Origin of the sequence: Marinococcus halophilus, from assembly GCF_002265875.1 — a bacterium.
GTDB lineage: Bacteria > Bacillota > Bacilli > Bacillales > Marinococcaceae > Marinococcus > Marinococcus halophilus.
The window spans coordinates 185,120-205,141 of sequence record NZ_NPFA01000006.1 but is presented as its reverse complement, the minus strand read 5'-3'; the positions used below and the strand labels follow the sequence as shown (position 1 = coordinate 205,141).

Here is a 20,022-nt window from a genome sequence, read left to right as displayed (position 1 = left end):
CTATTATAGTCGAAAAAGTCGATTCGTACATGTATTATTACAATTACATACGACCATTTACCAAATGAAACGACCACAGTCCGGTGGAATTCCGGACGGCGGCCGCATAGGTGTTTTTTCTTGTCTCATTTCTTTGGGTCAGTTCAGTAATCGGGCGTGGGTTTTTTGTTTAACCGCTCGTGCTAGCAGCGTTATCTGTATCAGCTTTTCAATTATGGTTTTCGTTGTCGCTATAGAACGCGGCATAAAGCTAGAATTAATTTAAAATATATCAAAGAATAAATAGATATATTATCCATAAATAGTTTTGAATGAGCAAATATAAATTGTAGGAAATTCCAGCGGTGTTGAGTATAATAAAGATTGATCGCAGCACTTAAACTATTGCTGTGAATGCAATACAGGGAACGGTCCAGGCGTTGTTTGACTGGAAAATATCATATTCAGGAGGAAGCACTGTGGAAATAACCTCAATACTGCCGGTCGTTGGTACGGCCATTGGCTTCATGTTAGTTGCACTCAGCATTGTTTTGCTGATCGCAGTAAAAGGTAAAATCGTTGGGGTTATAATGACAGCGGGACTTCTGATGGGCGGTTCAGGCATGTATTACTTAATTCAGCAGGACGCCTCAGCGTCCCTGGAAGAAAAACCGGAAGCAGAAACGGCAGAGCTTCGCCAAAAAAGAAGTGAACAAGAGACCATTAAAACTGCTGCTGTAGAATCAGCGGCTTTGAATAAATCGGAAATGGCTAAAGCATATGAGAAGGAAATCATACAGGCAATGGAATATATTAGTGTGCAGCTATCGTCGACCATGGAAGCACTGGCGGGATTAAATCAAAATAATAACCCGGAATATTGGCGCCGGGCGAATGAAGAATTACTGTCCCTCGATGCAGCTTTAAACAAAGCACAGAAACTCCTGTACGAGCCGCAGGGCTATGAACAATTTCAGCCGTCGTATCAGTATACGCTGACAGAGCTGCTGGACTACTCGGATCAGCTGAGTTTTGCAGCGGAAGAGTACTATTACGGCCTGGACGCCGAGCTGCTCGAGTATTATGTGGTCAACAATGTATTTCCTGAGAATGTGACGGAGGCATTTGATATGATGGAAGCTGAAGGGGAAGAAGCTTTTCGGTATGAAAAATGGAATGAAGAAATGGAACGCCTTTTTCCAGGAAAATAAAAGCAGCCTGCGTCCGGAGGACAGAGCAGAAAATTCCTGCCAGACAATACAGTAGGTTTTTATCAAGTCGTTAAAGTGAGGGTGAAGCGGTTGGCGTATTTGTTTTTACTCATTGGTTTTGCACTCTTGATTAAAGGAGCCGATTTTTTTGTGGATGGCGCCTCAAAAATTGCTGGCAATTTAAAGGTTTCCCCTCTTTTAATCGGGCTGACGATTGTTGCTTTCGGAACAAGCTCTCCAGAAGCGACGGTGAGTATTCTTGCTGCTTTGGATGGCAGCGCGGGCGTAGCCCTCGGAAATGTAATTGGAAGTAATATTTTCAACATCACGCTTGTAATCGGTGTAACGGCATTAATCGCCCCGCTCGCTGTTGAAAATGAAACAGTGAGAAAAGAGATTCCATTTACACTGCTTGCGGGAGTAGCACTTTTTATTTTAATGAGTGACACGGCTCTTCAGGCACTTAGTGAAAATGTAATTACGCGCAGTGATGGCTTTGTGTTTCTGCTGTTTTTTACTGTATTTCTATATTATATATTTGAAGTGGCACGCAGAAATCGGGCCGCGCAGCTAAACGACAAGACGAATGCTCCGGCTGCGCCCTGGACAAAAAACATTCTGCTGACAGTAGGAGGACTTGCGGCTATTATCTTTGGCGGCGACCTGGTGGTTGACAGTGCAACTGAGATTGCGCTTTCGTTTGGCATGAGCGAGACTCTTGTCGGTCTTACGATCGTGGCCATTGGGACTTCACTGCCGGAGTTGATTACATCAATTACAGCCGCAGTAAAAAAAGAAACAGACATAGCGATCGGCAATATTGTCGGCAGTAATATTTTTAATATTTTCTTTGTTCTTGGTGCCGCTTCTGTCATTTCGCCGCTTGCTGTAGAAAGCAAAATATTTATGGATATCTCGCTTATGATTATCCTGACATTGCTGCTGCTCGTTTTTTCGAGAACCAATTTCAGAATCGGCCGCCGGGAAGGCGGCGTTCTTGCGGCGGCATATATTATTTACCTGATCTATATTATACTGCGAAACTAAATGTAGTTATTGAACTGCCCGGGTCTTCGGGCAGTTTTTTTGTACTATTATCAAGTGCATCCGGTTACATATGTTTATTGTTTCCCAATATCAGGTAACTAAAAGAAGTATTACTCTAATAAGAAAAGGGGCAATGAAATAAATGGATATTAATAAACAGCAGCAAAATGGCCAGCCAAAGCAGACCCAGCCCGAGCAGCCAGGTATTGAATCAAAAATGGAGCCTCTCCCGATCCAGCCGCTCGATTATAAAGGAAGCGAAAAGCTGAAAGACCGGGTGGCGCTGATCACCGGTGGTGACAGCGGAATCGGCCGTGCGGTGGCGATTGCCTACGCAAAAGAAGGCGCTCATGTAGTTATTAATTATCTTGACGAAGAGCAGAGCGACGCCGATGAAACGAAAAAACTGATTGAAAACGAAGGCGTGCAGGCCCTGCTGCTGCCCGGGGATGTTTCGGAGGAAGAAACGTGTAAATCGTTAATTGAAAAGACAGTGAATGAGTTCGGCAAACTCGACATCCTGGTAAATAATTCCGCGATTCAGTTTCCCACGAGCGATTTACAGGACATCTCTCTGGAACAGTGGGATAAGACGTTCAAAACCAATTTATACTCGGTCTTTCATATGACCAAATTTGCAATTCCGCATTTAAAAGAAGGAAGTTCCATCATTAACACTACTTCTATTAATCCGTACACAGGCAACCCGAATCTGATTGACTACACGTCTACCAAAGGAGCCATTAACGGCTTTACCCGAAGCATGGCAGCCAATCTCGTCGGTAAAGGCATACGGGTGAATATGGTGGCACCGGGGCCAATCTGGACACCGTTAATCCCTTCGACCTTTGATGAAGATTCAGTAGCGGAATTTGGAACTACGGCGCCGATGGGGCGCCCGGGCCAACCGTCGGAGCTGATGGGGCCTTACGTTCTGCTTGCATCAGACGAAGGTTCCTATATGACCGGCCAGTGTATTCACGTGAACGGCGGAATGTACACGTCATCTTAAGAAGAACAGGAGGAGTCATATGAAGCTGAATGATTTAACAGAAATTGAAGTTCAAAGAAAGGTAAACGAATACTTCCGCTTGGCAGATATTACGCTGAAAGACGAAGAAATCCGGGAGATCCAGGTTAATGATTTCGGTCTCGGACGCCTGGATGACCTGGGTCTGCAGTTGTTTATGTATATTAATACGGAGCGGTACTGTGCCAAAGAATGGGTGCTTTTTCCGCGCCAGACGTGCCCGGAACACCTTCATCCGCCAGTGGAATCAGGAGACCCGGGCAAGCAGGAAACATTCCGCTGCAAGTTTGGAACGGTCTATTTGTATGTGGAGGGAGAAGCGACTTCAAATCCTAAGGCGCATCCCCCGGAACGGGACAGGGACCAGTTTACAGCAGCACACGAAGTGATACTGACCGCAGGGGATCAATACACCATCCCTCCAAACACAAAGCATTGGTTTCAGGCAGGCGAAGAGGGGGCTGTTACCGCGGAATACTCTTCTACGAGCACTGATGAGCACGATATTTTCACGCATAAAGATATTTAAACGAACGCAATATCTATCCCTCCAGCCGTTTGGTTTGGAGGGATTTTATTTTTCTGTTAATCCATAAAAATCCATTTTTTCTATTAATCATGTGCTGATTATTACGATAGTAATAGTAAGACATCGATTAAAGGAGGAGAAGGGTGAAAAGGTTAATACAAAAGCTTACGCTTGGCACAAAGCTGAACATGCTTATGGCTGCAGTTCTGATTGGTTTTTCTATTGTAATTGGTTTTATTACGTTTGACCAGATAAAAAAGGGTGTGGAGGAAACGGCTGTAGAAAAAGCAGTTTCCGATTTAAATTTAGGATATGAATACATAAACAGTGAATACCCCGGTCAGTGGCGTATCGAAGATGGAAATCTGATGAAAGGAGGGACGACCATCAGTGGAAATACGGAAATTGTTGATTTTGTCGGGGGAGATGACCGGGGGCACAGTAACAATTTTTATGAACGATACACGTGTGACAACCAACGTAATGCTCGACGGAGAACGTGCTGTCGGAACCCAGGCTTCAGATGAAGTGGTAGAGACGGTATTGCAGGACGAAGCGATGTATACAGGAAAAGCAGACGTAGTGGGAACAAGCTATCAAACAGCCTATGAACCTATTTACAACGAAGCGGGAGAGCCTATTGGCATGTGGTACGTAGGAGCTTCGCAGGAAATACTTGATGAAATCACCGGGAATGCTCTGGTTACATTCTTGATTGCTCTAGTGGCCGCCGGTATTACGGCGATGGGAGGTGTGTTTTTCTTCTCACGCAGAATGTCGAGAAGGCTCGGGCGGATTACTGAGGCTCTGACAGCAGCTGGTCAGGGGGATTTTACCACGGAGCTCTCTGACCCTTCAGAAGATGAGATTGGCCGTCTAACAGCGGGATACAATCAAATGCGGGAAAGCCTGAACGCATTGATAAAGCAGATTCTGGATACGTCCGAGCAGGTCGCGGCCTCCTCCGAACAATTCAGTGCGAGTGCGGAGGAAACAAGCTCAGCGGCTGATGAAGTAGCCCGGGCAGTGCAGGAGGTGTCGAGCGGAGCAGAAAATCAGGCCCGGAGCATGGGAGAAACAAAATCACTAGTCGCTGACCTTTCAGGGGGAATGGAGCGTATATCAAAAAATATTCAGGCAATCAATGAATCTTCTTCGGCAAACGTCGAAATGGCAGAAAACGGTTCGCAGGTTATTCAGAAGACGCTTGGCCAGATGTCATTGATTCAGGATAAAACAAACCATACTGCCATGTTTATTCATCAGCTCGAGAACAAATCCGGGCAGATAAACGATATTATTTCGTTAATTACCAATATCGCCAACCAGACCAATTTGCTCGCGTTAAACGCAGCTATTGAAGCTGCGCGCGCCGGAGAAAGCGGTCAGGGCTTTGCGGTGGTGGCTGAGGAAGTTCGAAAGCTTGCGGAACAGTCCGGCAGTTCTGCAAGCCAGATTGGTTCACTGATTAAGGATATCCAGGGAGATATCGAGGAATCGGCCACGTCTATGGAGGATGGGAGAGAAGCCGTGGAGGGAGGCATCCGTCAGGTAAGAGAGGCGGAGTCAGCCTTTCAGTCGATTTCAATGTCGGCCAAAGATATCGCTGGCCAGCTTGAAGAATCGTCAGCAGCGGTAGACCAGATGACGCACCGGACAGAAGCGCTGATGCAAACTGTCCAGACTGTCGCTGACATTGCCGATCAGTCCACGGAGCATACACAAAGTGTCGCAGCTTCCTCTGAAGAGCAGAATGCTTCGATGGAAGAGATATCCTCTGCATCGAACACCCTTGCTCACATGGCAGAGGAGCTTGGGCGGTCCGTACGCTCATTCAAGATTTAACATCTGCAAAAAAAGCACCGGATTTTAAACTCCTGGTGCTTTTATGCATTTTCATAAGCCTTTTGCAAAGCGGAAATATCTATTTTTTTCATCTGAAGCATTACCTTCATTACATTTGCAGCTTTGGCAGGGTCAGCATCGGTCAAGTACCTGCTTAGTACTTCAGGGACGACCTGCCAGGAAACGCCGTATTTGTCCTTCAACCACCCACACACCTGCGCCTTTTCGTCTCCTCCGGCAGAAAGGTGTGCCCAGTAGTAATCCACTTCCTCCTGGTCGATGCAGCTGACGATAAATGAAATCGACTCATCAAAGGTAAATGGCTGGTTCCCACCGTTTAAAGCGACAAATTCCTGGCCGGCCAAATCGAATTCAATTGTCAGAACGGTGCCTTCGGGCATACCGTGAATGTCACGGCCTTCTTTTCCGTAATAGGCTGTTCGTTTCACTTTGGATTCAGGAAAAATACCGGTATAGAAGTATGCCGCTTCCTCAGCATTATAACTGAACCAAAGGCTGGGCGTGATTTTTTGGATTTGGGCCATTACTTTTCGCCTCCTTATACACTCATCATACTGCAAAGCAGGAGGCGGTATTTCTTCTCAATTGCGTTATTAAACAGCACCACTTTTATTCTTTTACAGCGGCGTACTCATGCAGGACACGAGTAGTGGTGTTGCGAATTAAGCGGGGAAGCACGTGAAAGGAATAAGGCTTGTAGACCCGCTCGGTCCATTTATGGCCATCCTTTCCGTACACACCCATGTTAATGGAGGAGATGTTCAGTTGTTTTATCGCATCTACCGGTACAGGATAAAGTGTCTCCCCCTCGGGTAAATTTTTCAGAAGCGGCTGCAGCTCTGCATCCGACTCCTGGATAGATAAAAAGCTGCCGTCGGACAAATAGGGAAAGAAGTTACGCATCTCAAATGTTTCCTTGGTAACGGCCGAGGCTTCCTGCAGGATGGCAGAAAGGGAGGCCTTCATCTTCCGGTGCCGGCGGTTGTTCTCCGTTAAATAATTGTGGGGGAGAAATGGAGGAGCGTAAAAGAAAATGATCTGCGGTGTTTTATCCGGATCAAGCTCACGCAGGGCATGCACTAATTCAAAGCTTCGAAGCCGGAGATCCATGCCGGTGGTTTCAGAAAGCCTTTTTTGAATGGCTGTTTGTGTATCAAGGCCCTTTTGTTCGAGCTCAAGGCGGTAGTGTTCATATGTTTTAACGTCTATTTCCCAGGAAATATTTTTCGGAGGCATGCCGGTAACCTCAATGTATCTGTCATATTGAGCAGCAAAGTACTGCTCTGCTTCTTCCGCTGCCTGGCGCGCTGCCTGAAGCATTTGTCCGGTCACCTGCTCGGCGGTGGTTTCGTATAAAAAGTAATTGAAATAAAGCCGGCTTCCTGAAGCGGTCTGAACAGTATAGCTTTCTTTTGTATCGCGCTGATACAGACAAGTAGGAGGAAGAATCAGCTCTCCAGGGATATGTTCGGTTAAATCATAATTATTGTGAATACGTTCTGTCAGTTTGGCAGCAACGAAGTTAGGATCTACACCAGCAAGCGTATCGCCAACATGGACTTCACGCCCAAAGACAAAAAAGGCAGGCAGCAGTTTTCCAGCAGTCCCTGTATAAATGTATTTTGTTGTATCTCCTTCGTATAGAGGAGCGATAAAGTCGTTATTAATTGCGAGAAGGTACTGAAGGTCGTGGGAACGCTTCAAATCACGAAGAACAGGAAGGGCGCCGATAAGGCCGCAGTGCTCGCTTTCTTCATCTGGATTTAATAAAAGCAGAATATTGCCATTAAGCTCCTCGGTATGCTCAGAAAAATAAAGCAGATTTACTAAATGCACGGCGATACCGCTTTTCATATCCACGGATCCGCGTCCGAACATCCAGTCTCCGCTTTTTGCATCTGCCTGCGCTTCAAGATCATTGGCGTAGCTTTGAAAATAAGAAAGCAGTTCTTTCGGAGAGCAGGCCAGATGCTTAATATTTCCATAATCTTCAATTCCTACGGTATCGATATGGGAATGATAAAGAACCGTCTGCGCTGAAGAGGAGGGTCCTTTGATAAAGGCAAACACATTCTGGCGTCCGTGAGGGTCTCCGGGAATCGGTTCTATCCAGGCACGGTCCGGATACTGCTGAAAATAAGGAAAGGTCTGCAGAATGCGGTGCAGCTCCCGGACAATAGACACCTCCCCATCTGAAGCATTCACGCTGTTCCATTCCACCAGGTATTCGGTAATATATTCCGCCTGTTCTGCCGTTGTAAGAGACTGTAATTTCTCGTACACTGCTGATCACCCCGCCTCAATAATTGCTGTTGTTCCTTATTCTACTGTATGGATATGCCAAAGTAAGCAAAGAAGTGAATTTTTCTGTCTGTGGCTGCTTTATTATGTGGAATCGTGAAGCGTGCATTAAAAGAACGTAACGCCGTATAATTAATTTATAAAGGAGGAAGATGAATGACTGTAACCATTAAAGCATTTTTGCAGGCAGAGCCCGGAAAAGAAGAAGCTTTAAAAGCAGAGCTTAAGAAGGCCCTGCCTCCGTCGCGGGAAGAAGCGGGATGCATTGAATATGTTTTGTATGAATCGGAGGCGCAGGACGGAGTATTTATCTTTTCAGAAAAGTGGGAAGATGAAGAAGCTGTTCAACAGCATATTCAGACCGAACATTACCAGGCCTACCGCAAAAATACAGAGGACCTTGTTGTTTCAAGAGAAGTGTATAAATTACAATCGGTAGAATAGAAAAAGAGGCTGCTTGCAGGCAGCTTCTTTTTCATAGAGCCTTCCTTATTTCACTACTTCGAACCGTTCACAGACGACTGTCATATCCTCCCGGAATATTTCCCCAACTTCTTCGAGTGCTTCCGTGAAAAATTGTTCGTGCGCATTCCACCAATATTCGTATGAACGGTCGCCTTCCCCCTCAGCTTCGGCAAATTCTTCAGGGACTTCGTTCATCGGCATAATTTTGACACTGGTGGTTTGAATAATACACACAGGATCGCCAGCTTTGTTTAAAATGATGCTGTAATCTCCTATAGAAGGGAGGGGTTCGTTTTCTATCTCATAGAACATGTAAGCAGAACATGTAGCCGTTTTGACGCCGGAAACGACGAGCTCAGCAAGCTCGTCGGGGTCCACGCCAAAGGACCATGCTGTTACCTGTTCGGGAGGGGCTTCGTTTCGCTGCTGCCAAAAATGTTTCCAATAAGTATCCGCTGCCTGGTTCATTGCAATTCCCCGTTTCTATGATGGTCTTTCTTTTATTAAAACATACTTCCACAGGTTATATAACTTGGAATAGCATATTCATGGGCTCCTGCTGGAAATTTATTCGCGACATCGGCAAAAGTTTATGATAAAAGTAAATAAGTAAGGTTCATATCGTTACTACCATAGGAGGAAACCAGAAATGAAGCTAATAGCTGTTGATTTAGACGGAACACTTATTAAAAAAGATCGTTCCATTAGTTCAGAAAATGTAAAAGCGATAAAGGCCGCACAGAAAAAAGGAGATATAGTAGCCGTCTGCTCAGGAAGATCACTGCAGGATACGGAAGATATTTTAAAACTTGCTGGCCTGGACTGTCCGATGATGGTCGGAAACGGGGCCTGGACCTATCAAGACGGAGAGAGTATTGACCAGCTCGTTATGCCAGAAGGGATCACCAATGAATTGCTTCCCGAGCTTGAAAATGAAGGATGGTATTACGAGATATATACGAATCAGGGAGTTATACTACTTGAAGGCGGCAAAGACAGGCTCAGGACAGAAGTGCAGAAGATACAGGAAGAAGGCGGAGAAGTAACAGAAGCATGGTCAGAGGAAGAAATGGGCATCCAATATGCCCAGCACGGCACGGGCTATATGAAAGACTACCGGGATGTGGATCCGGCAACTGCAGAAATTTATAAAATATTCGTGTTGTCCTTCGATCAGAAAAAATTAAAAGAGCTTCGGGAGCGGCTGGAGCCGCGTACAGATGTCTCTTTGACCTCCTCTGGCATTACAAAGCTTGAGATCGCGCATCAAAGCGTCAGCAAAGGATATGCGCTGCGGCGTATGGCTGAAGAAATGGGCGTGCCGCTCGAAAATACAGCGGCGATTGGAGACAATTTGAATGATTTATCCATGTTTGATGTTGCCGGTACAAGCATTGCCATGGGAAACGCGGTGGAAGAAGTGATAGAGGCCGGGGATCATGTGACCAAAAGCTATATAGAAAACGGTGTCGCCTATGCGCTCGAACATTACTTGTAAATAAACCGGAAGCGAAAATACAGAAGAAGCCAGCAGTCCTCATTAGAGGAGCTCCTGGCTTTTTTGCTAAGATTGTTTAAATTTCGCCTGCTCCCATGTAACGCGGAGCCCAGTAGGAACTGTTCATGCTTGAGATAGTAACGCCGGTGGAAGCACCTGCGTGAATGAATTTGTTATCTCCCATATAAATACCAGCGTGAGAAGCGCCGCCTCTTGTATCAAAGAAAACAATGTCTCCTACGGACGGGCTGGATACTTTTGTGCTTGCACGGTAAATAGATGCCACAGTACGAGGCATGCTCTTGCCGTGTTTATCAAATACGTAATTAACAAATCCACTGCAATCGAAACCGCTTGGCGACTCGCCGCCCCAAACATAAGGGGTTCCCAAATACTGCTTCGCAGTGCTGACAATGTCTGAGCCAGTGCCAGTGGAGAGGCCTCCTACCAGTTCATCATCGTTTGAAGAAGACCCGTCGTAATCCATCAGGGCGCTCTGCGTGGACGGTCCTGCTACACCGTAGTAGTTTCCAGCCGGAGAAGAGATGCCTGTTGCTGACTGAAAATCCTTAACAGCCTGGAGCGTTTTAGGACCAAAGCGGGAGCCAGTGTACCCTTCGAAAAAGCCATGCTCCTTTAATTTCTTTTGCAGGGCGTTTACGGAAGAATTCACATCACCGTAGGACAAAGAGCCATGGCTTCCAATGGAAGTGGAGCCCGAACTGCCCGAGGTGTTTGAGGATGAACTAGAGCCAATTATATCCATTAGCGCGCTCTGGGTCGAAGGTCCTGCTACTCCATAATAGTTACCGGCTGGTGATGAAATTCCTTCTGCTGATTGGAAATCTTTTACAGCCTGCAATGTTTTAGGGCCGAAGCGGGAGCCGGTGTATCCTTCAAAATACCCCTCTTCTTTTAATGCTTCCTGCAGGTCATTTACAGAAGAATTTACGTCCCCGTAGGATAAAGAACCATGGTCGTTGATTGCTGCATCCGCAGCCTGGGGGCCTGCGAATAGTACTCCTGCTGTTACTGCTGTTCCAAATAAATATTTTTTCATTATGTATGTTCACTTGCATTTGCTATCCGCTGTCTTATATATGTAGGAGTATAATGATAAGTTTTTCGATGGGAATACTAGATTTTATAAGTGTAAATGGCAGACAGATTGATGGATAAAGCGAAGTGAAGCTGCACCTCCTAAATGTATTTTTGTGAGTCTTTAGTATGTGTTTTTCTACAAATCCAATTCTATAAGAATGTGAAAAACAATTCAATAACGTGGAAGTTTTGTAATATAGTTTTAATAAAAATACTTTCATGAAAGCGTTATTGAAATAATTTAAGCAATAAAATCTAAATAAATTATTAATAGTTTGAATATTTGATAAAAGATTAAAAAAGCTGTCATTTAGGTAAAAAAGACTATGTATAAAAATGGCAGTGAACTGAAATAGGATGTTTTCTATTCAAATATTAAGGGTAATGAGTAGTTCCTTTGAAGGTTAACAGTAATATACTTGTAACAATTTTGTAATATAAAATAATAAATCATAATAAGTTTCAATTATACATATTTTGCTGCAATAACTCAGTGACTATTCAGGTGAATTTTGTGAAGCATAATGAGATCAAAATTTTACTAATTAAATCCAGCGGGAATAGGGCACTATCAGGATGGTTTGAAACGGAGAGAGCAGTGGCGTCCGTTACTTTGGGTGAAGAAAAAAGCAGAAAGACACAACCATTGAAGGGGCACTGTTATGGAAAAGAAAATCCCGAAGATATTTCAAAGAGAATATCTTAGAAGGAAGTGGATGCTGGCCGCTTTATTTGGTATTATTTCAGCTGCCATTGTGATTGCTGTTTATGGAAATAATAAACCTCTGCCTGCGAATGTCTCTTATGAGGGCGAAGAGTACCACACAGCCCATGTTCGTTTTCTTGAAGACCATACCTACCTGTCCTCTGCGGAATCAAAAATAGTAGAGCAAGAAATATTCGATAAAGCAATAGAGACCATTGAAGAAGCAGAACAGTTTATCGTAATGGATATGTTCTATTTTAACAGCGAGCAGGATGCAGAAGCGGATTTTCCGCCATTGACGAGGCGTCTGTCGGAAGCTTTAATCCAAAAAAAAGAATCGGATCCTAATATAGAAATAATAGTTTTAACAGACCCGGTGAACACCTTTTACGGAGCTTATATGCCGGAACATTTTCAGCGGTTCGAAGAAAACGGTATTGAAGTTATTTTCACAGAACTGACTGCTCTAAGAGATTCGAATCCGATATACTCGTGGTTTTACCGGATCTTTGTGCAGTGGTTCGACAACCATGGAAGAGGGTGGCTTCCTAACTTCTTCAGCAGCGATGCTCCGGATGTGACAATTCATTCTTATTTAGAAATTTTAAATTTTAAAGCCAATCACCGGAAAACGCTGATTACAGAGAAGGCAGGCATGGTCACTTCAGCGAATCCTCATGATGCCAGTGGGTATCATGCGAACACAGGATTTGAAGTCAGGGGCGCTGTACTGAAGGATTTGTTGAAAACGGAAAAAGCGGTAGCGGAAATGGCAGGCCGTTCAGGAGAAAGATTTGACTCTTTTATCTCTAAAGTGGAGGTGCCCCAGGGCACTGGAGAGTATAAAGTGCAGCTTTTAACGGAACGTAAAATCAAAGAGCGTGTGCTGAGGGAAATCCACGACCTCTCCCCGGGAGAAAAATTACGCATGGGGATGTTTTATTTAGCGGACCGTGATGTCATTGAAGCACTCATCGACGCGGCAGGCCGGGGAGCCGACATTAATATTATTTTGGATATTAATGAAGAGGCTTTTGGGAACGAAAAAATAGGCATTCCTAATCAGCCGGCAGCTTACGAGCTCGTGGAGAAATCAAATGGCCATATTAATATCCGGTGGTATCATGCTCAGGAAGTACAATATCATGCCAAAATGATGATGATGGAAAAAGAGCAGGAGACAGTAGTAATTGGCGGCTCGGCGAATATGACGAGAAGAAATTTGGACAATTACAATTTAGAAACCGATATGGTTATTACCGGCAGTAATGACTCGGAGGCTGTAGAAGAAGTGCGAAATTATTATCAACGGTTGTGGAATAATTCCGATGGCACACATACGCTGGATTACAGAAAGTATAAAAATAGTTCCCATCTTCTTTATTGGCGTTACCGGCTGCAGGAGTGGAGTGGGATGTCTTCGTTTTAAGCACAAGAAAATTAAAAAAGCAGAAATTTCTTCAGGATGAAGCGGTAGGCTGCATACAGGCATACAAATGCAGCCAATGCAATTGCTTGAAGCGTGAGTAAATAGTACGGCCATGGACCAAAGAAATCATACGGCGAAGGAGATGCCGGCTTTTCCATTAAATACATGTAGTTGCCGCCGAAATAGAGATTTACCAAAAATACCAAAGCAGCAGCAACGTTCAGAGCTCCCCAAACGGTAAACAAAGAACGAAAAGAGATAAAGACGCGCCGTACAACCACCTGATAAGCAACTCCCACGACAATCAGTGCATGCGTAATAAAAAAGTGAAGAAATCGGAAATGAGGAAAACCGTACCTTTCTATATCTGGAAATACTATAGTAAGTAAAGCACTGGAGGTACCGGCATAAAACGCGAAGGCAGTCCAAAAACGGCTGCCGGTTATAAGCATAATAACGACCGCTATCCAGGCCAGGTCGCTGACCTTAAGCGGCAGCGAAAAACGTGGATCCCAGATGCCGTTGGTAATATAAAAAAGCTGCAGAGACAGCTGGCCGAGCAGGAAAATGAAAACAATGAGCCACTTAATTGTCTGGCTGGCTAAGGGCGAGCGGCGGAGGTATTTTTGAAAAAGAATTATGCTGAAGCAGGCGAGTGCAAGACAGAGCCACACCATTAACTGGTCGATGCCAAAAGACTCGAAAGCCGGGCCATCATGATTGAAATTCCACCACCACATACTTAACCGCCTCCTAACAAATTTCTTTCCATTATAGTATAAATGTGTTGGCAAAACGTGCCCAAAGATTCTCAATTTCAAACAGATGGCTTTTAATAAGAGCCAGATTCAATGAAGTAATATATAGAAGAAAACAAAGCTGTCCACTTTCTTTTTCCCGTTAAAGCATTGAAATATAAATACAATAGCGTTAAAATGCTAAATATTTCATAATTTAGAGAAAATAAAGGAGTGGGAGAATGAACAGCCTGAATATATTCGTAAATAAATATTTTGCTGTTTTTGTTTTAATTGTTGCATTTATTGCTTATCTGCTGCCGGATGTATTTGTAGGGATTACTGGATACATAACTATTTTACTTGGAATCATAATGTTTGGAATGGGACTTACGCTGAACCTGTCCGATTTCCGCATTGTGGCAAAAAAGCCCCTTCCAGTACTGACCGGGGTCATTGCGCAGTTTGTGATCATGCCGCTTGCGGCCTTTATTATTGCCCTTATTCTGCAGCTTCCTCCCGAAATAGCGGCAGGTCTCGTTCTTGTAGGCGCGTGTCCGGGCGGAACGGCATCAAACGTTATGGTGTATCTCGCGAAAGGGGATCTTCCGGTATCGGTTGCTATGACGACCGTCTCGACACTGCTTGCGCCGCTTCTGACACCGCTTGCTCTTTTAGTGCTTGCCGATGAGTGGCTGCCGGTGGATCCTCTGGCAATGTTTTTATCCATTTTTCAGGTGATTATCATACCTATTGCCCTTGGTTTATTTATTAAACAACTGTTTCCACAAACCGTGGAAAAAAGCGTCCAGGTACTTCCGGTTGTATCTATGACAGCCATTATTGCTATTGTAGCTGGAGTTGTTGGAGCAAATCAGGAAAATATTGCTGCGACAGGGTTGTTAGTCTTTGTGGCGGTAGTGCTCCATAATAGCTTTGGGTTGGCTCTCGGCTACGGCACGGCGAAAATGGTTGGCCTGGATGAAACAAAACGCCGGGCGGTGTCAATTGAAGTCGGAATGCAAAATTCGGGACTTGGCACCCAGCTGGCTACGGTCCACTTCACGCCGCTCGCTGCGCTCCCGAGCGCTGTTTTCTCCGTCTGGCATAATATTTCCGGTCCGTTGCTTGTATCCTGGTGGGGAAGAAAAAGCCAAAGAAAGAATGAAGCGATCCAGGAAAAGGAATGGGAGCACTATAAGTAAAAGAAAAAATCCCGCGCTCGCTGTGAGCGTGGGATTTTTAATAAAGAAAAATTACATGTGTTTTTCAAGCAGACCCTGGAGCTGATCCTTTGGCTGGAAGCCGACGATTTGTTCTACCATTTCGCCGTCCTTGAAAATCATGAGCGTCGGGATGCTCATAACACCGTATTTACCGGCAGTTTCCTGATTTTCATCCACGTTTAATTTAGCAATTTTGACGTTATCGCCGATTTCTTCGTTAATTTCTTCGAGAACCGGAGCAATCATTTTGCAGGGTCCGCACCAAGGTGCCCAAAAGTCAGTTAGAACGACCCCTTCGGAAATTTGTTGGGAAAAATCCTGGTCTGATACGTGTACAATAGCCATTTAAGAGTGCCTCCTTCATTTCGCCTCATTGCGAGTATAGAGTAATCGTAGTACGAATAACCCTATTTGTCTAAAAGTATGCTTGGTTCATTCGATTTTTTCAAGGGAAAGGAATGGAAAAGAAAAGAGACGGGAAAAGAATATTAATAGCAAAACTCTAAATAGCCAGCATTCGGAAAATAATAAGAAAGGAGAAGGCTTATGTCGAAAAATGATAGGGATAAAGAGATAAGAAACTATTTTCGGACCATGGATCGCAGCTTTTATATGGATACAGACAAACCCCTTGCTAATTGGGACCAGGCTTTATCGATTGGGCACGGACAAACGATTTCCCAGCCGTCACTCGTGTTAAAAATGACGCTGGAGCTGGACGTGAATCCGTCCTCCCGGGTTCTTGAGATTGGCACCGGTTCCGGCTACCAGACGGCACTATTAGCAGCATTTTCAGACCATGTCTATACGGTCGAACGAATCCCGCCGCTGCAGGAAAGGGCCCAGACGCGTCTTAAGGAAGCAGGGTTTACGAACATTAATTTCCGGCTGGGCGACGGGAGCAAAGGATGGGCAGAGCATGCGCCTTACGACCGCATTATGGTGACAGCGGCAGCTGAAACTGTGCCGGATTCCTTAGTGGCGCAGCTGGCAGCTCCCGGAAAAATGATGGTGCCCGTAGGCGGCCGTATGGGGCAGGAACTGCTGCTCGTTGAAAAAAATAGTCAGGGAGAAGTGAATTCCACCATAGTCGAATATGTAGCATTTGTGCCGCTCGAGGAAGATGAGGAGGCATAAGGAGAATAAAGATGAAAGAAAATAGAAGATGTAATTATTGCAAAAAAATAATACCAATCAAAAAATTTCTATTTAAGCAGCTGAATGAGAAAATAGCCTGTCCTTGCTGTGGGCATGGATACCTTCTTTCCTGGAGCACACAGAATTGGACTTTTGTGATAATCGCTGCCGCTATTTCGTTATCTGCTTTAATAACCACTGTAGTTGAAGATTTTTGGCTGACCTTTATTTGCAATTTCGTTTTATTAGTTATAGTGATGATCGGTTTATTAACTGTTATAAAAGCTGTGCCATTAGAAAAAGACAGTAGCTCATAGTAATAAGCCCCAGCCCTCTACTGCCCTTTTCATTGAGAACAGTTATACAATAAAACACTCAAGTGTTACGCTTTACGTGCATTTCATTTTACAAGGGGGATCAATATGCCAACGATTCATGTAAAAGGATACGGTTCATTTGAAGTGGAAGAAGGAAAGAAACTTGTACTTGCGCTTGAAGATAATGGCGTCGACATTTTGCACCGCTGCGGTGGGAATGCCAGATGCACTACCTGCAGGTGCGAGGTGAATGAAGGGGAGCTTGGACCAAAGGAAGCTCCGGAAGCCGCGGTTCTCGAAAACAAAGACATTACCGATGAAAATATCAGACTCTCCTGTCAAAACCGGGTGTATTCCGACCTGACGGTAACGCCAGTCATGACGGCCTCCAATTCTGATATGGAGCCGGGAAGGCGCCCGGTGGATTAACAAAAAGCCGCGGTCTCATTAAGAGGCCGCGGCTTTTTGTCATTTTTCAGCAGTGGTGCTGCCTGTTTTTTCTGTTTTATTAATCAGTGTTGTTCCAACGAGGTCTCCGGTGACATTTAAAGCAGTTGCTCCCATGCCGACAAGTACATCAACAGCGGTTAAAAGCGCTACTGCCTCCATCGGAAGGCCGACCTGAGAAAATACTGTGGCAATCATAATAATGCCGGCGCCGGGAACCCCTGCAGTACCGACCGTTGCCAGAGTACCGACAATTACAATTTGAAGAATAGCAACAAAGCTGAGCGGCTCACCTACAACGTTTGCTGCGAAAACGGCGGAAACAGCGACCCGGATGGCGGCACCGTCCATGTTAATTGTCGCTCCAAGAGGCAGGCTGAAGCCGTAGAGGCTCTGCTTTAACCCAAGGTCACGGGCAGCGTTTAATGTGAGAGGGAGCGTACCTGAGCTGCTCTGGGTGACAAAGGCCGTAAGCATCGGAGTGCGCGCTTCCCGGAAGAAGGCACCGAGATTAGTTTTGGCGGCTAAAAGAAAGACAATATAAAGGCCAAGCTGCACCGCAAGGGCAATGTACAGCACGAGTATAAAATTACCAAGGGAGAGAAGTGTGTTTGCTCCCTGGCTGCCTACAATTTCAGCGATAATGGCAAAGATGCCGAACGGTATAAACTGTAAAATGCCTTTCATAACGGTGAGCGTAAGCTCGTTTAGGGCTTCTGCTCCGCGGTACAGACGCTCTCCCATCTCTTTATAGGTTGATGATGAACGCAGAGAGGTTAAAGCAATGCCGAAAGCAAAGGCGGTAAAAATAATTCCTAAAAGGTTCATTTCCGTAAAAGCTACGGCAATATTATCCGGGACGATATTTAATATAACCTCTGTGACCCCGGGATTATCAGGAGTTTGAAAGCTTTCGCTCCCATCCAGTGTAGTACCGGTGCCAGGGTTGAAAAGGCTCGCGACAGAGGTGCCCACCACGATTGCTATAGCAGAGGTAAGAAGATAATAAATGAATACTTTGCCTCCCATCCGGCCGAGGCCGCCGACCGTAGTCTGGTTAACCCCTACAATCAGCGTAAATAAAATCAGTGGAACTATAATAAACTGAAGCAGTCGAAGCATAAGGTCGCCGACAGGGGCGAGCACGGCGGCATCTTCACCGAAAATAAACCCTACAGCGATGCCAGCAATAAGGGCGGTGGTAATTTTGGCAATCAGTGACACATCAAAGTAACGCTTCATCAAGTGTTTCAACAGCTGGACCTCCTTTATTAATGAATTCTTATCGGTTTAATCAACATGATAAAACTAAAGGAAACAGACGCTATTGTCAAAATGAACGCTCAGGACAAGAGAAGAGAGCAACGATAAAAAGGAGTTCTCCCTCCTTGGGGAAAACTCCTTTGTAAAAATATACTACATTACCGACAGCAATATTAAAGCATCTGACTGATTGTTTTTGGATGCATGTGCTGGATCAGGTAATCCGGGCCGCCGGCCTTGGCATCGGTGCCGGACATTTTAAAGCCGCCAAAGGGATGATAGCCGACGATGGCGCCGGTGCAGTTGCGGTTGAAATACAGGTTGCCGACGTGGAAATGGAGCTTGGCGTATTCCAAATGGTCGATGGTATTGGAAATGACGGCCCCGGTTAAGCCGTACTCCGTATTGTTGGCAATGTCGATGGCTTCTTCGTAGGAAGAGGCTTTCGTAAACGCCACGACCGGGCCGAAGATTTCCTCCTGCATCAGACGGGCGTTCGGGTCCACGTCGGCAAAGATGGTCGGATCAATGAAGTATCCGTTGGAATCGTCGCTTGTTCCGCCGGCCACCAGCCGGCCCTCCTGTTTGCCGATCTCGATATAGCCGGTGATTTTGTCAAAGGCTTTCTGGTTGATGACCGGGCCCATGTAGGTCGCATAGGACGCCGGATCTCCGACCACCAATGCTTTCGCCTGTTGTTCCACCTTGCGCAGGACGTCCTCGTACACGTCCCGGTGCGCGACGACCCGGGAGCCGGCCGAGCATTTCTGGCCGGAAAAGCCATAGGCGGACGCGATAATGGCTTCCGCGGCCGTATCAAGATCCGCGTCGCTGTCGACGACCACCGTATCCTTGCCGCCCATTTCCACAATGACCCGCTTCAGGTGCTGCTGGCCCTCCTGAATGGCGGCGGCTTTTTGATACAGGCGTGTGCCGGTGGCCCGGGAGCCGGTAAAGCTGATCAGCGCGGTTTGGGGATGATCGACGAGGTGGTCGCCGATGGCTTCGGGGTCCCCGGGGACGAAGTTAATGACGCCGTCCGGCACGCCGGATTCGATCAAAATGTCGACAAACTTCGCCGCGATCACCGGGGTCGGCTCGGCCGGCTTTAACAAAACGGTATTGCCCGTCACCAGCGGGGCGACCGTGGTGCCCACCATGATCGCGCAGGCGAAATTCCATGGGGGAATCGTCACCGCCACCCCGAGCGGCTGGTAGATGTACTGGTTGTATTCTCCCTCGCGGCTGTTGATGGGTTTGCCGTTTTTCAGCTCGAGCATCTGGCGGGCATAATATTCCACGAAATCAATGGCTTCGGCCACATCCGCATCGGCTTCCTTCCAGGGTTTGCCGCCCTCTTTGACGAGCGTGGCCGAGAGTTCATGCTTCCGGCGGCGCATGGTGGCGGCGGCCCGGAACATCACTTCCGCCCGGGCATCGGCACTGGTCGTCCGCCAGGACCGAAACGCTTTGCTGGCCGCCTCGAAGGCCTGATTAATCAGGGCGGGATTGGCTTTGGAGACCCGGCCGACCACTTCCTTTTTATTGGCCGGGTTGGTGGACGCCAGCTTTTCGCCCGTGATGATCCGCTCGCCGCCAATAATCAGCGGGTAGTCCTGGCCAAGCTGTTTGTCGACGTCCTTGATCGCGTCCGCAAATGCCTGGCGGTTCTGTTCATCGGTGAAATCGGTGAAGGGTTCATGATGGTAGGTGGTATACATGTAAAAGCCTCC

General features: G+C 46.1%; 21 protein-coding genes. 13 read left to right on the top strand and 8 right to left on the bottom strand.

What is annotated here, in order from left to right:
* Positions 1-458: 458 nt before the first annotated feature.
* The 6 genes from CHL76_RS08315 (at position 459) to CHL76_RS08295 (ending at position 5,641) form a co-directional block, all read left to right on the top strand.
* Positions 459-1,190 carry a hypothetical protein gene (locus CHL76_RS08315; protein WP_094908294.1) on the top strand — a complete coding sequence of 244 codons (732 nt, stop codon included), beginning with the start codon at positions 459-461 and terminating at the stop codon, positions 1,188-1,190.
* A gap of 90 nt (positions 1,191-1,280) precedes the next feature.
* Complete coding sequence (locus CHL76_RS08310) at positions 1,281-2,237, top strand: calcium/sodium antiporter (RefSeq protein WP_094908293.1); 957 nt, start codon at positions 1,281-1,283, stop codon at positions 2,235-2,237.
* A 142-nt stretch (positions 2,238-2,379) separates the two neighbouring features.
* On the top strand, positions 2,380-3,249 hold the full coding sequence (locus CHL76_RS08305) for an SDR family oxidoreductase (protein WP_079475195.1): 870 nt from the start codon (positions 2,380-2,382) through the stop codon (positions 3,247-3,249).
* Between the two features lie 19 nt (positions 3,250-3,268).
* On the top strand, positions 3,269-3,796 hold the full coding sequence (locus tag CHL76_RS08300; protein ID WP_094908292.1) for a cupin domain-containing protein: 528 nt from the start codon (positions 3,269-3,271) through the stop codon (positions 3,794-3,796).
* A gap of 143 nt (positions 3,797-3,939) precedes the next feature.
* Positions 3,940-4,323: a hypothetical protein gene (locus tag CHL76_RS17000; RefSeq protein WP_158219115.1), complete on the top strand. Its 384-nt coding sequence runs from the start codon at positions 3,940-3,942 to the stop codon at positions 4,321-4,323.
* Positions 4,250-5,641, top strand: a complete 1,392-nt coding sequence (locus tag CHL76_RS08295; protein ID WP_158219114.1) for a methyl-accepting chemotaxis protein — start codon at positions 4,250-4,252, stop codon at positions 5,639-5,641. Before CHL76_RS17000 ends, CHL76_RS08295 begins: the two co-directional genes overlap by 74 nt.
* 41 nt (positions 5,642-5,682) lie before the next feature.
* Here CHL76_RS08295 and CHL76_RS08290 read toward each other — a convergent pair whose 3' ends face one another.
* Complete coding sequence (locus CHL76_RS08290) at positions 5,683-6,186, bottom strand: VOC family protein (protein WP_079475196.1); 504 nt, start codon at positions 6,184-6,186, stop codon at positions 5,683-5,685.
* Positions 6,187-6,271: 85 nt separating this feature from the next.
* On the bottom strand, positions 6,272-7,945 hold the full coding sequence (locus CHL76_RS08285; protein WP_094908290.1) for a M20/M25/M40 family metallo-hydrolase: 1,674 nt from the start codon (positions 7,943-7,945) through the stop codon (positions 6,272-6,274).
* A 174-nt stretch (positions 7,946-8,119) separates the two neighbouring features.
* On the opposite strand from CHL76_RS08285, the gene CHL76_RS08280 reads away from it, so the two are divergent.
* Positions 8,120-8,407: a putative quinol monooxygenase gene (locus CHL76_RS08280; RefSeq protein ID WP_094908289.1), complete on the top strand. Its 288-nt coding sequence runs from the start codon at positions 8,120-8,122 to the stop codon at positions 8,405-8,407.
* Between the two features lie 45 nt (positions 8,408-8,452).
* On the opposite strand, the gene CHL76_RS08275 is transcribed toward CHL76_RS08280, so the two are convergent.
* On the bottom strand, positions 8,453-8,896 hold the full coding sequence (locus tag CHL76_RS08275; protein ID WP_094908288.1) for an ASCH domain-containing protein: 444 nt from the start codon (positions 8,894-8,896) through the stop codon (positions 8,453-8,455).
* A gap of 181 nt (positions 8,897-9,077) precedes the next feature.
* Between CHL76_RS08275 and CHL76_RS08270 the strand changes: the two genes are divergently transcribed.
* A complete protein-coding gene (locus tag CHL76_RS08270) occupies positions 9,078-9,926 on the top strand; it encodes a Cof-type HAD-IIB family hydrolase (RefSeq protein WP_079475200.1) in 849 nt (282 codons plus the stop codon).
* 76 nt (positions 9,927-10,002) lie between these two features.
* On the opposite strand, the gene CHL76_RS08265 is transcribed toward CHL76_RS08270, so the two are convergent.
* Positions 10,003-10,986, bottom strand: a complete 984-nt coding sequence (locus CHL76_RS08265) for a C40 family peptidase (protein ID WP_094908287.1) — start codon at positions 10,984-10,986, stop codon at positions 10,003-10,005.
* Between the two features lie 757 nt (positions 10,987-11,743).
* Here CHL76_RS08265 and CHL76_RS08260 point away from each other — a divergent pair.
* Complete coding sequence (locus CHL76_RS08260) at positions 11,744-13,162, top strand: phospholipase D family protein (RefSeq protein WP_158219113.1); 1,419 nt, start codon at positions 11,744-11,746, stop codon at positions 13,160-13,162.
* An 11-nt stretch (positions 13,163-13,173) separates the two neighbouring features.
* On the opposite strand, the gene CHL76_RS08255 is transcribed toward CHL76_RS08260, so the two are convergent.
* On the bottom strand, positions 13,174-13,902 hold the full coding sequence (locus tag CHL76_RS08255) for a YwaF family protein (RefSeq protein WP_094908285.1): 729 nt from the start codon (positions 13,900-13,902) through the stop codon (positions 13,174-13,176).
* A gap of 239 nt (positions 13,903-14,141) precedes the next feature.
* Between CHL76_RS08255 and CHL76_RS08250 the strand changes: the two genes are divergently transcribed.
* Positions 14,142-15,104 (top strand): bile acid:sodium symporter family protein, encoded by a 963-nt coding sequence (locus tag CHL76_RS08250; protein ID WP_079475204.1) that lies wholly within the window; start codon positions 14,142-14,144, stop codon positions 15,102-15,104.
* A gap of 51 nt (positions 15,105-15,155) precedes the next feature.
* On the opposite strand, the gene trxA is transcribed toward CHL76_RS08250, so the two are convergent.
* Positions 15,156-15,470: a thioredoxin gene (trxA, locus tag CHL76_RS08245; protein ID WP_022794304.1), complete on the bottom strand. Its 315-nt coding sequence runs from the start codon at positions 15,468-15,470 to the stop codon at positions 15,156-15,158.
* Between the two features lie 201 nt (positions 15,471-15,671).
* Here trxA and CHL76_RS08240 point away from each other — a divergent pair, with 201 nt between their 5' ends.
* The 3 genes from CHL76_RS08240 (at position 15,672) to CHL76_RS08230 (ending at position 17,008) form a co-directional block, all read left to right on the top strand.
* Positions 15,672-16,262 (top strand): protein-L-isoaspartate(D-aspartate) O-methyltransferase, encoded by a 591-nt coding sequence (locus CHL76_RS08240; RefSeq protein WP_079475205.1) that lies wholly within the window; start codon positions 15,672-15,674, stop codon positions 16,260-16,262.
* 11 nt (positions 16,263-16,273) lie between these two features.
* On the top strand, positions 16,274-16,579 hold the full coding sequence (locus tag CHL76_RS08235; protein ID WP_094908284.1) for a hypothetical protein: 306 nt from the start codon (positions 16,274-16,276) through the stop codon (positions 16,577-16,579).
* Positions 16,580-16,684: 105 nt separating this feature from the next.
* On the top strand, positions 16,685-17,008 hold the full coding sequence (locus CHL76_RS08230; RefSeq protein ID WP_079475207.1) for a 2Fe-2S iron-sulfur cluster-binding protein: 324 nt from the start codon (positions 16,685-16,687) through the stop codon (positions 17,006-17,008).
* Between the two features lie 39 nt (positions 17,009-17,047).
* On the opposite strand, the gene CHL76_RS08225 is transcribed toward CHL76_RS08230, so the two are convergent.
* Positions 17,048-18,280, bottom strand: a complete 1,233-nt coding sequence (locus CHL76_RS08225) for a dicarboxylate/amino acid:cation symporter (RefSeq protein WP_233133283.1) — start codon at positions 18,278-18,280, stop codon at positions 17,048-17,050.
* A gap of 182 nt (positions 18,281-18,462) precedes the next feature.
* Positions 18,463-20,010, bottom strand: a complete 1,548-nt coding sequence (gene pruA, locus CHL76_RS08220; protein ID WP_094908283.1) for an L-glutamate gamma-semialdehyde dehydrogenase — start codon at positions 20,008-20,010, stop codon at positions 18,463-18,465.
* Positions 20,011-20,022: the final 12 nt, after the last annotated feature.

Excerpts from the sequence above, each read along its gene's own strand:
- CHL76_RS08305 (WP_079475195.1), top strand. The coding sequence starts at position 2,380 with ATGGATATTAATAAACAGCAGCAAAATGGCCAGCCAAAGCAGACCCAG.
- CHL76_RS08300 (WP_094908292.1), top strand. The coding sequence starts at position 3,269 with ATGAAGCTGAATGATTTAACAGAAATTGAAGTTCAAAGAAAGGTAAAC.
- CHL76_RS08295 (WP_158219114.1), top strand. The coding sequence starts at position 4,250 with ATGAACGATACACGTGTGACAACCAACGTAATGCTCGACGGAGAACGT.
- CHL76_RS08290 (WP_079475196.1), bottom strand. The coding sequence starts at position 6,186 with ATGGCCCAAATCCAAAAAATCACGCCCAGCCTTTGGTTCAGTTATAAT.
- CHL76_RS08280 (WP_094908289.1), top strand. The coding sequence starts at position 8,120 with ATGACTGTAACCATTAAAGCATTTTTGCAGGCAGAGCCCGGAAAAGAA.
- CHL76_RS08275 (WP_094908288.1), bottom strand. The coding sequence starts at position 8,896 with ATGAACCAGGCAGCGGATACTTATTGGAAACATTTTTGGCAGCAGCGA.
- CHL76_RS08270 (WP_079475200.1), top strand. The coding sequence starts at position 9,078 with ATGAAGCTAATAGCTGTTGATTTAGACGGAACACTTATTAAAAAAGAT.
- CHL76_RS08265 (WP_094908287.1), bottom strand. The coding sequence starts at position 10,986 with ATGAAAAAATATTTATTTGGAACAGCAGTAACAGCAGGAGTACTATTC.
- CHL76_RS08260 (WP_158219113.1), top strand. The coding sequence starts at position 11,744 with ATGCTGGCCGCTTTATTTGGTATTATTTCAGCTGCCATTGTGATTGCT.
- CHL76_RS08255 (WP_094908285.1), bottom strand. The coding sequence starts at position 13,902 with ATGTGGTGGTGGAATTTCAATCATGATGGCCCGGCTTTCGAGTCTTTT.
- CHL76_RS08250 (WP_079475204.1), top strand. The coding sequence starts at position 14,142 with ATGAACAGCCTGAATATATTCGTAAATAAATATTTTGCTGTTTTTGTT.
- trxA (WP_022794304.1), bottom strand. The coding sequence starts at position 15,470 with ATGGCTATTGTACACGTATCAGACCAGGATTTTTCCCAACAAATTTCC.
- CHL76_RS08240 (WP_079475205.1), top strand. The coding sequence starts at position 15,672 with ATGTCGAAAAATGATAGGGATAAAGAGATAAGAAACTATTTTCGGACC.
- CHL76_RS08235 (WP_094908284.1), top strand. The coding sequence starts at position 16,274 with ATGAAAGAAAATAGAAGATGTAATTATTGCAAAAAAATAATACCAATC.
- CHL76_RS08230 (WP_079475207.1), top strand. The coding sequence starts at position 16,685 with ATGCCAACGATTCATGTAAAAGGATACGGTTCATTTGAAGTGGAAGAA.
- pruA (WP_094908283.1), bottom strand. The coding sequence starts at position 20,010 with ATGTATACCACCTACCATCATGAACCCTTCACCGATTTCACCGATGAA.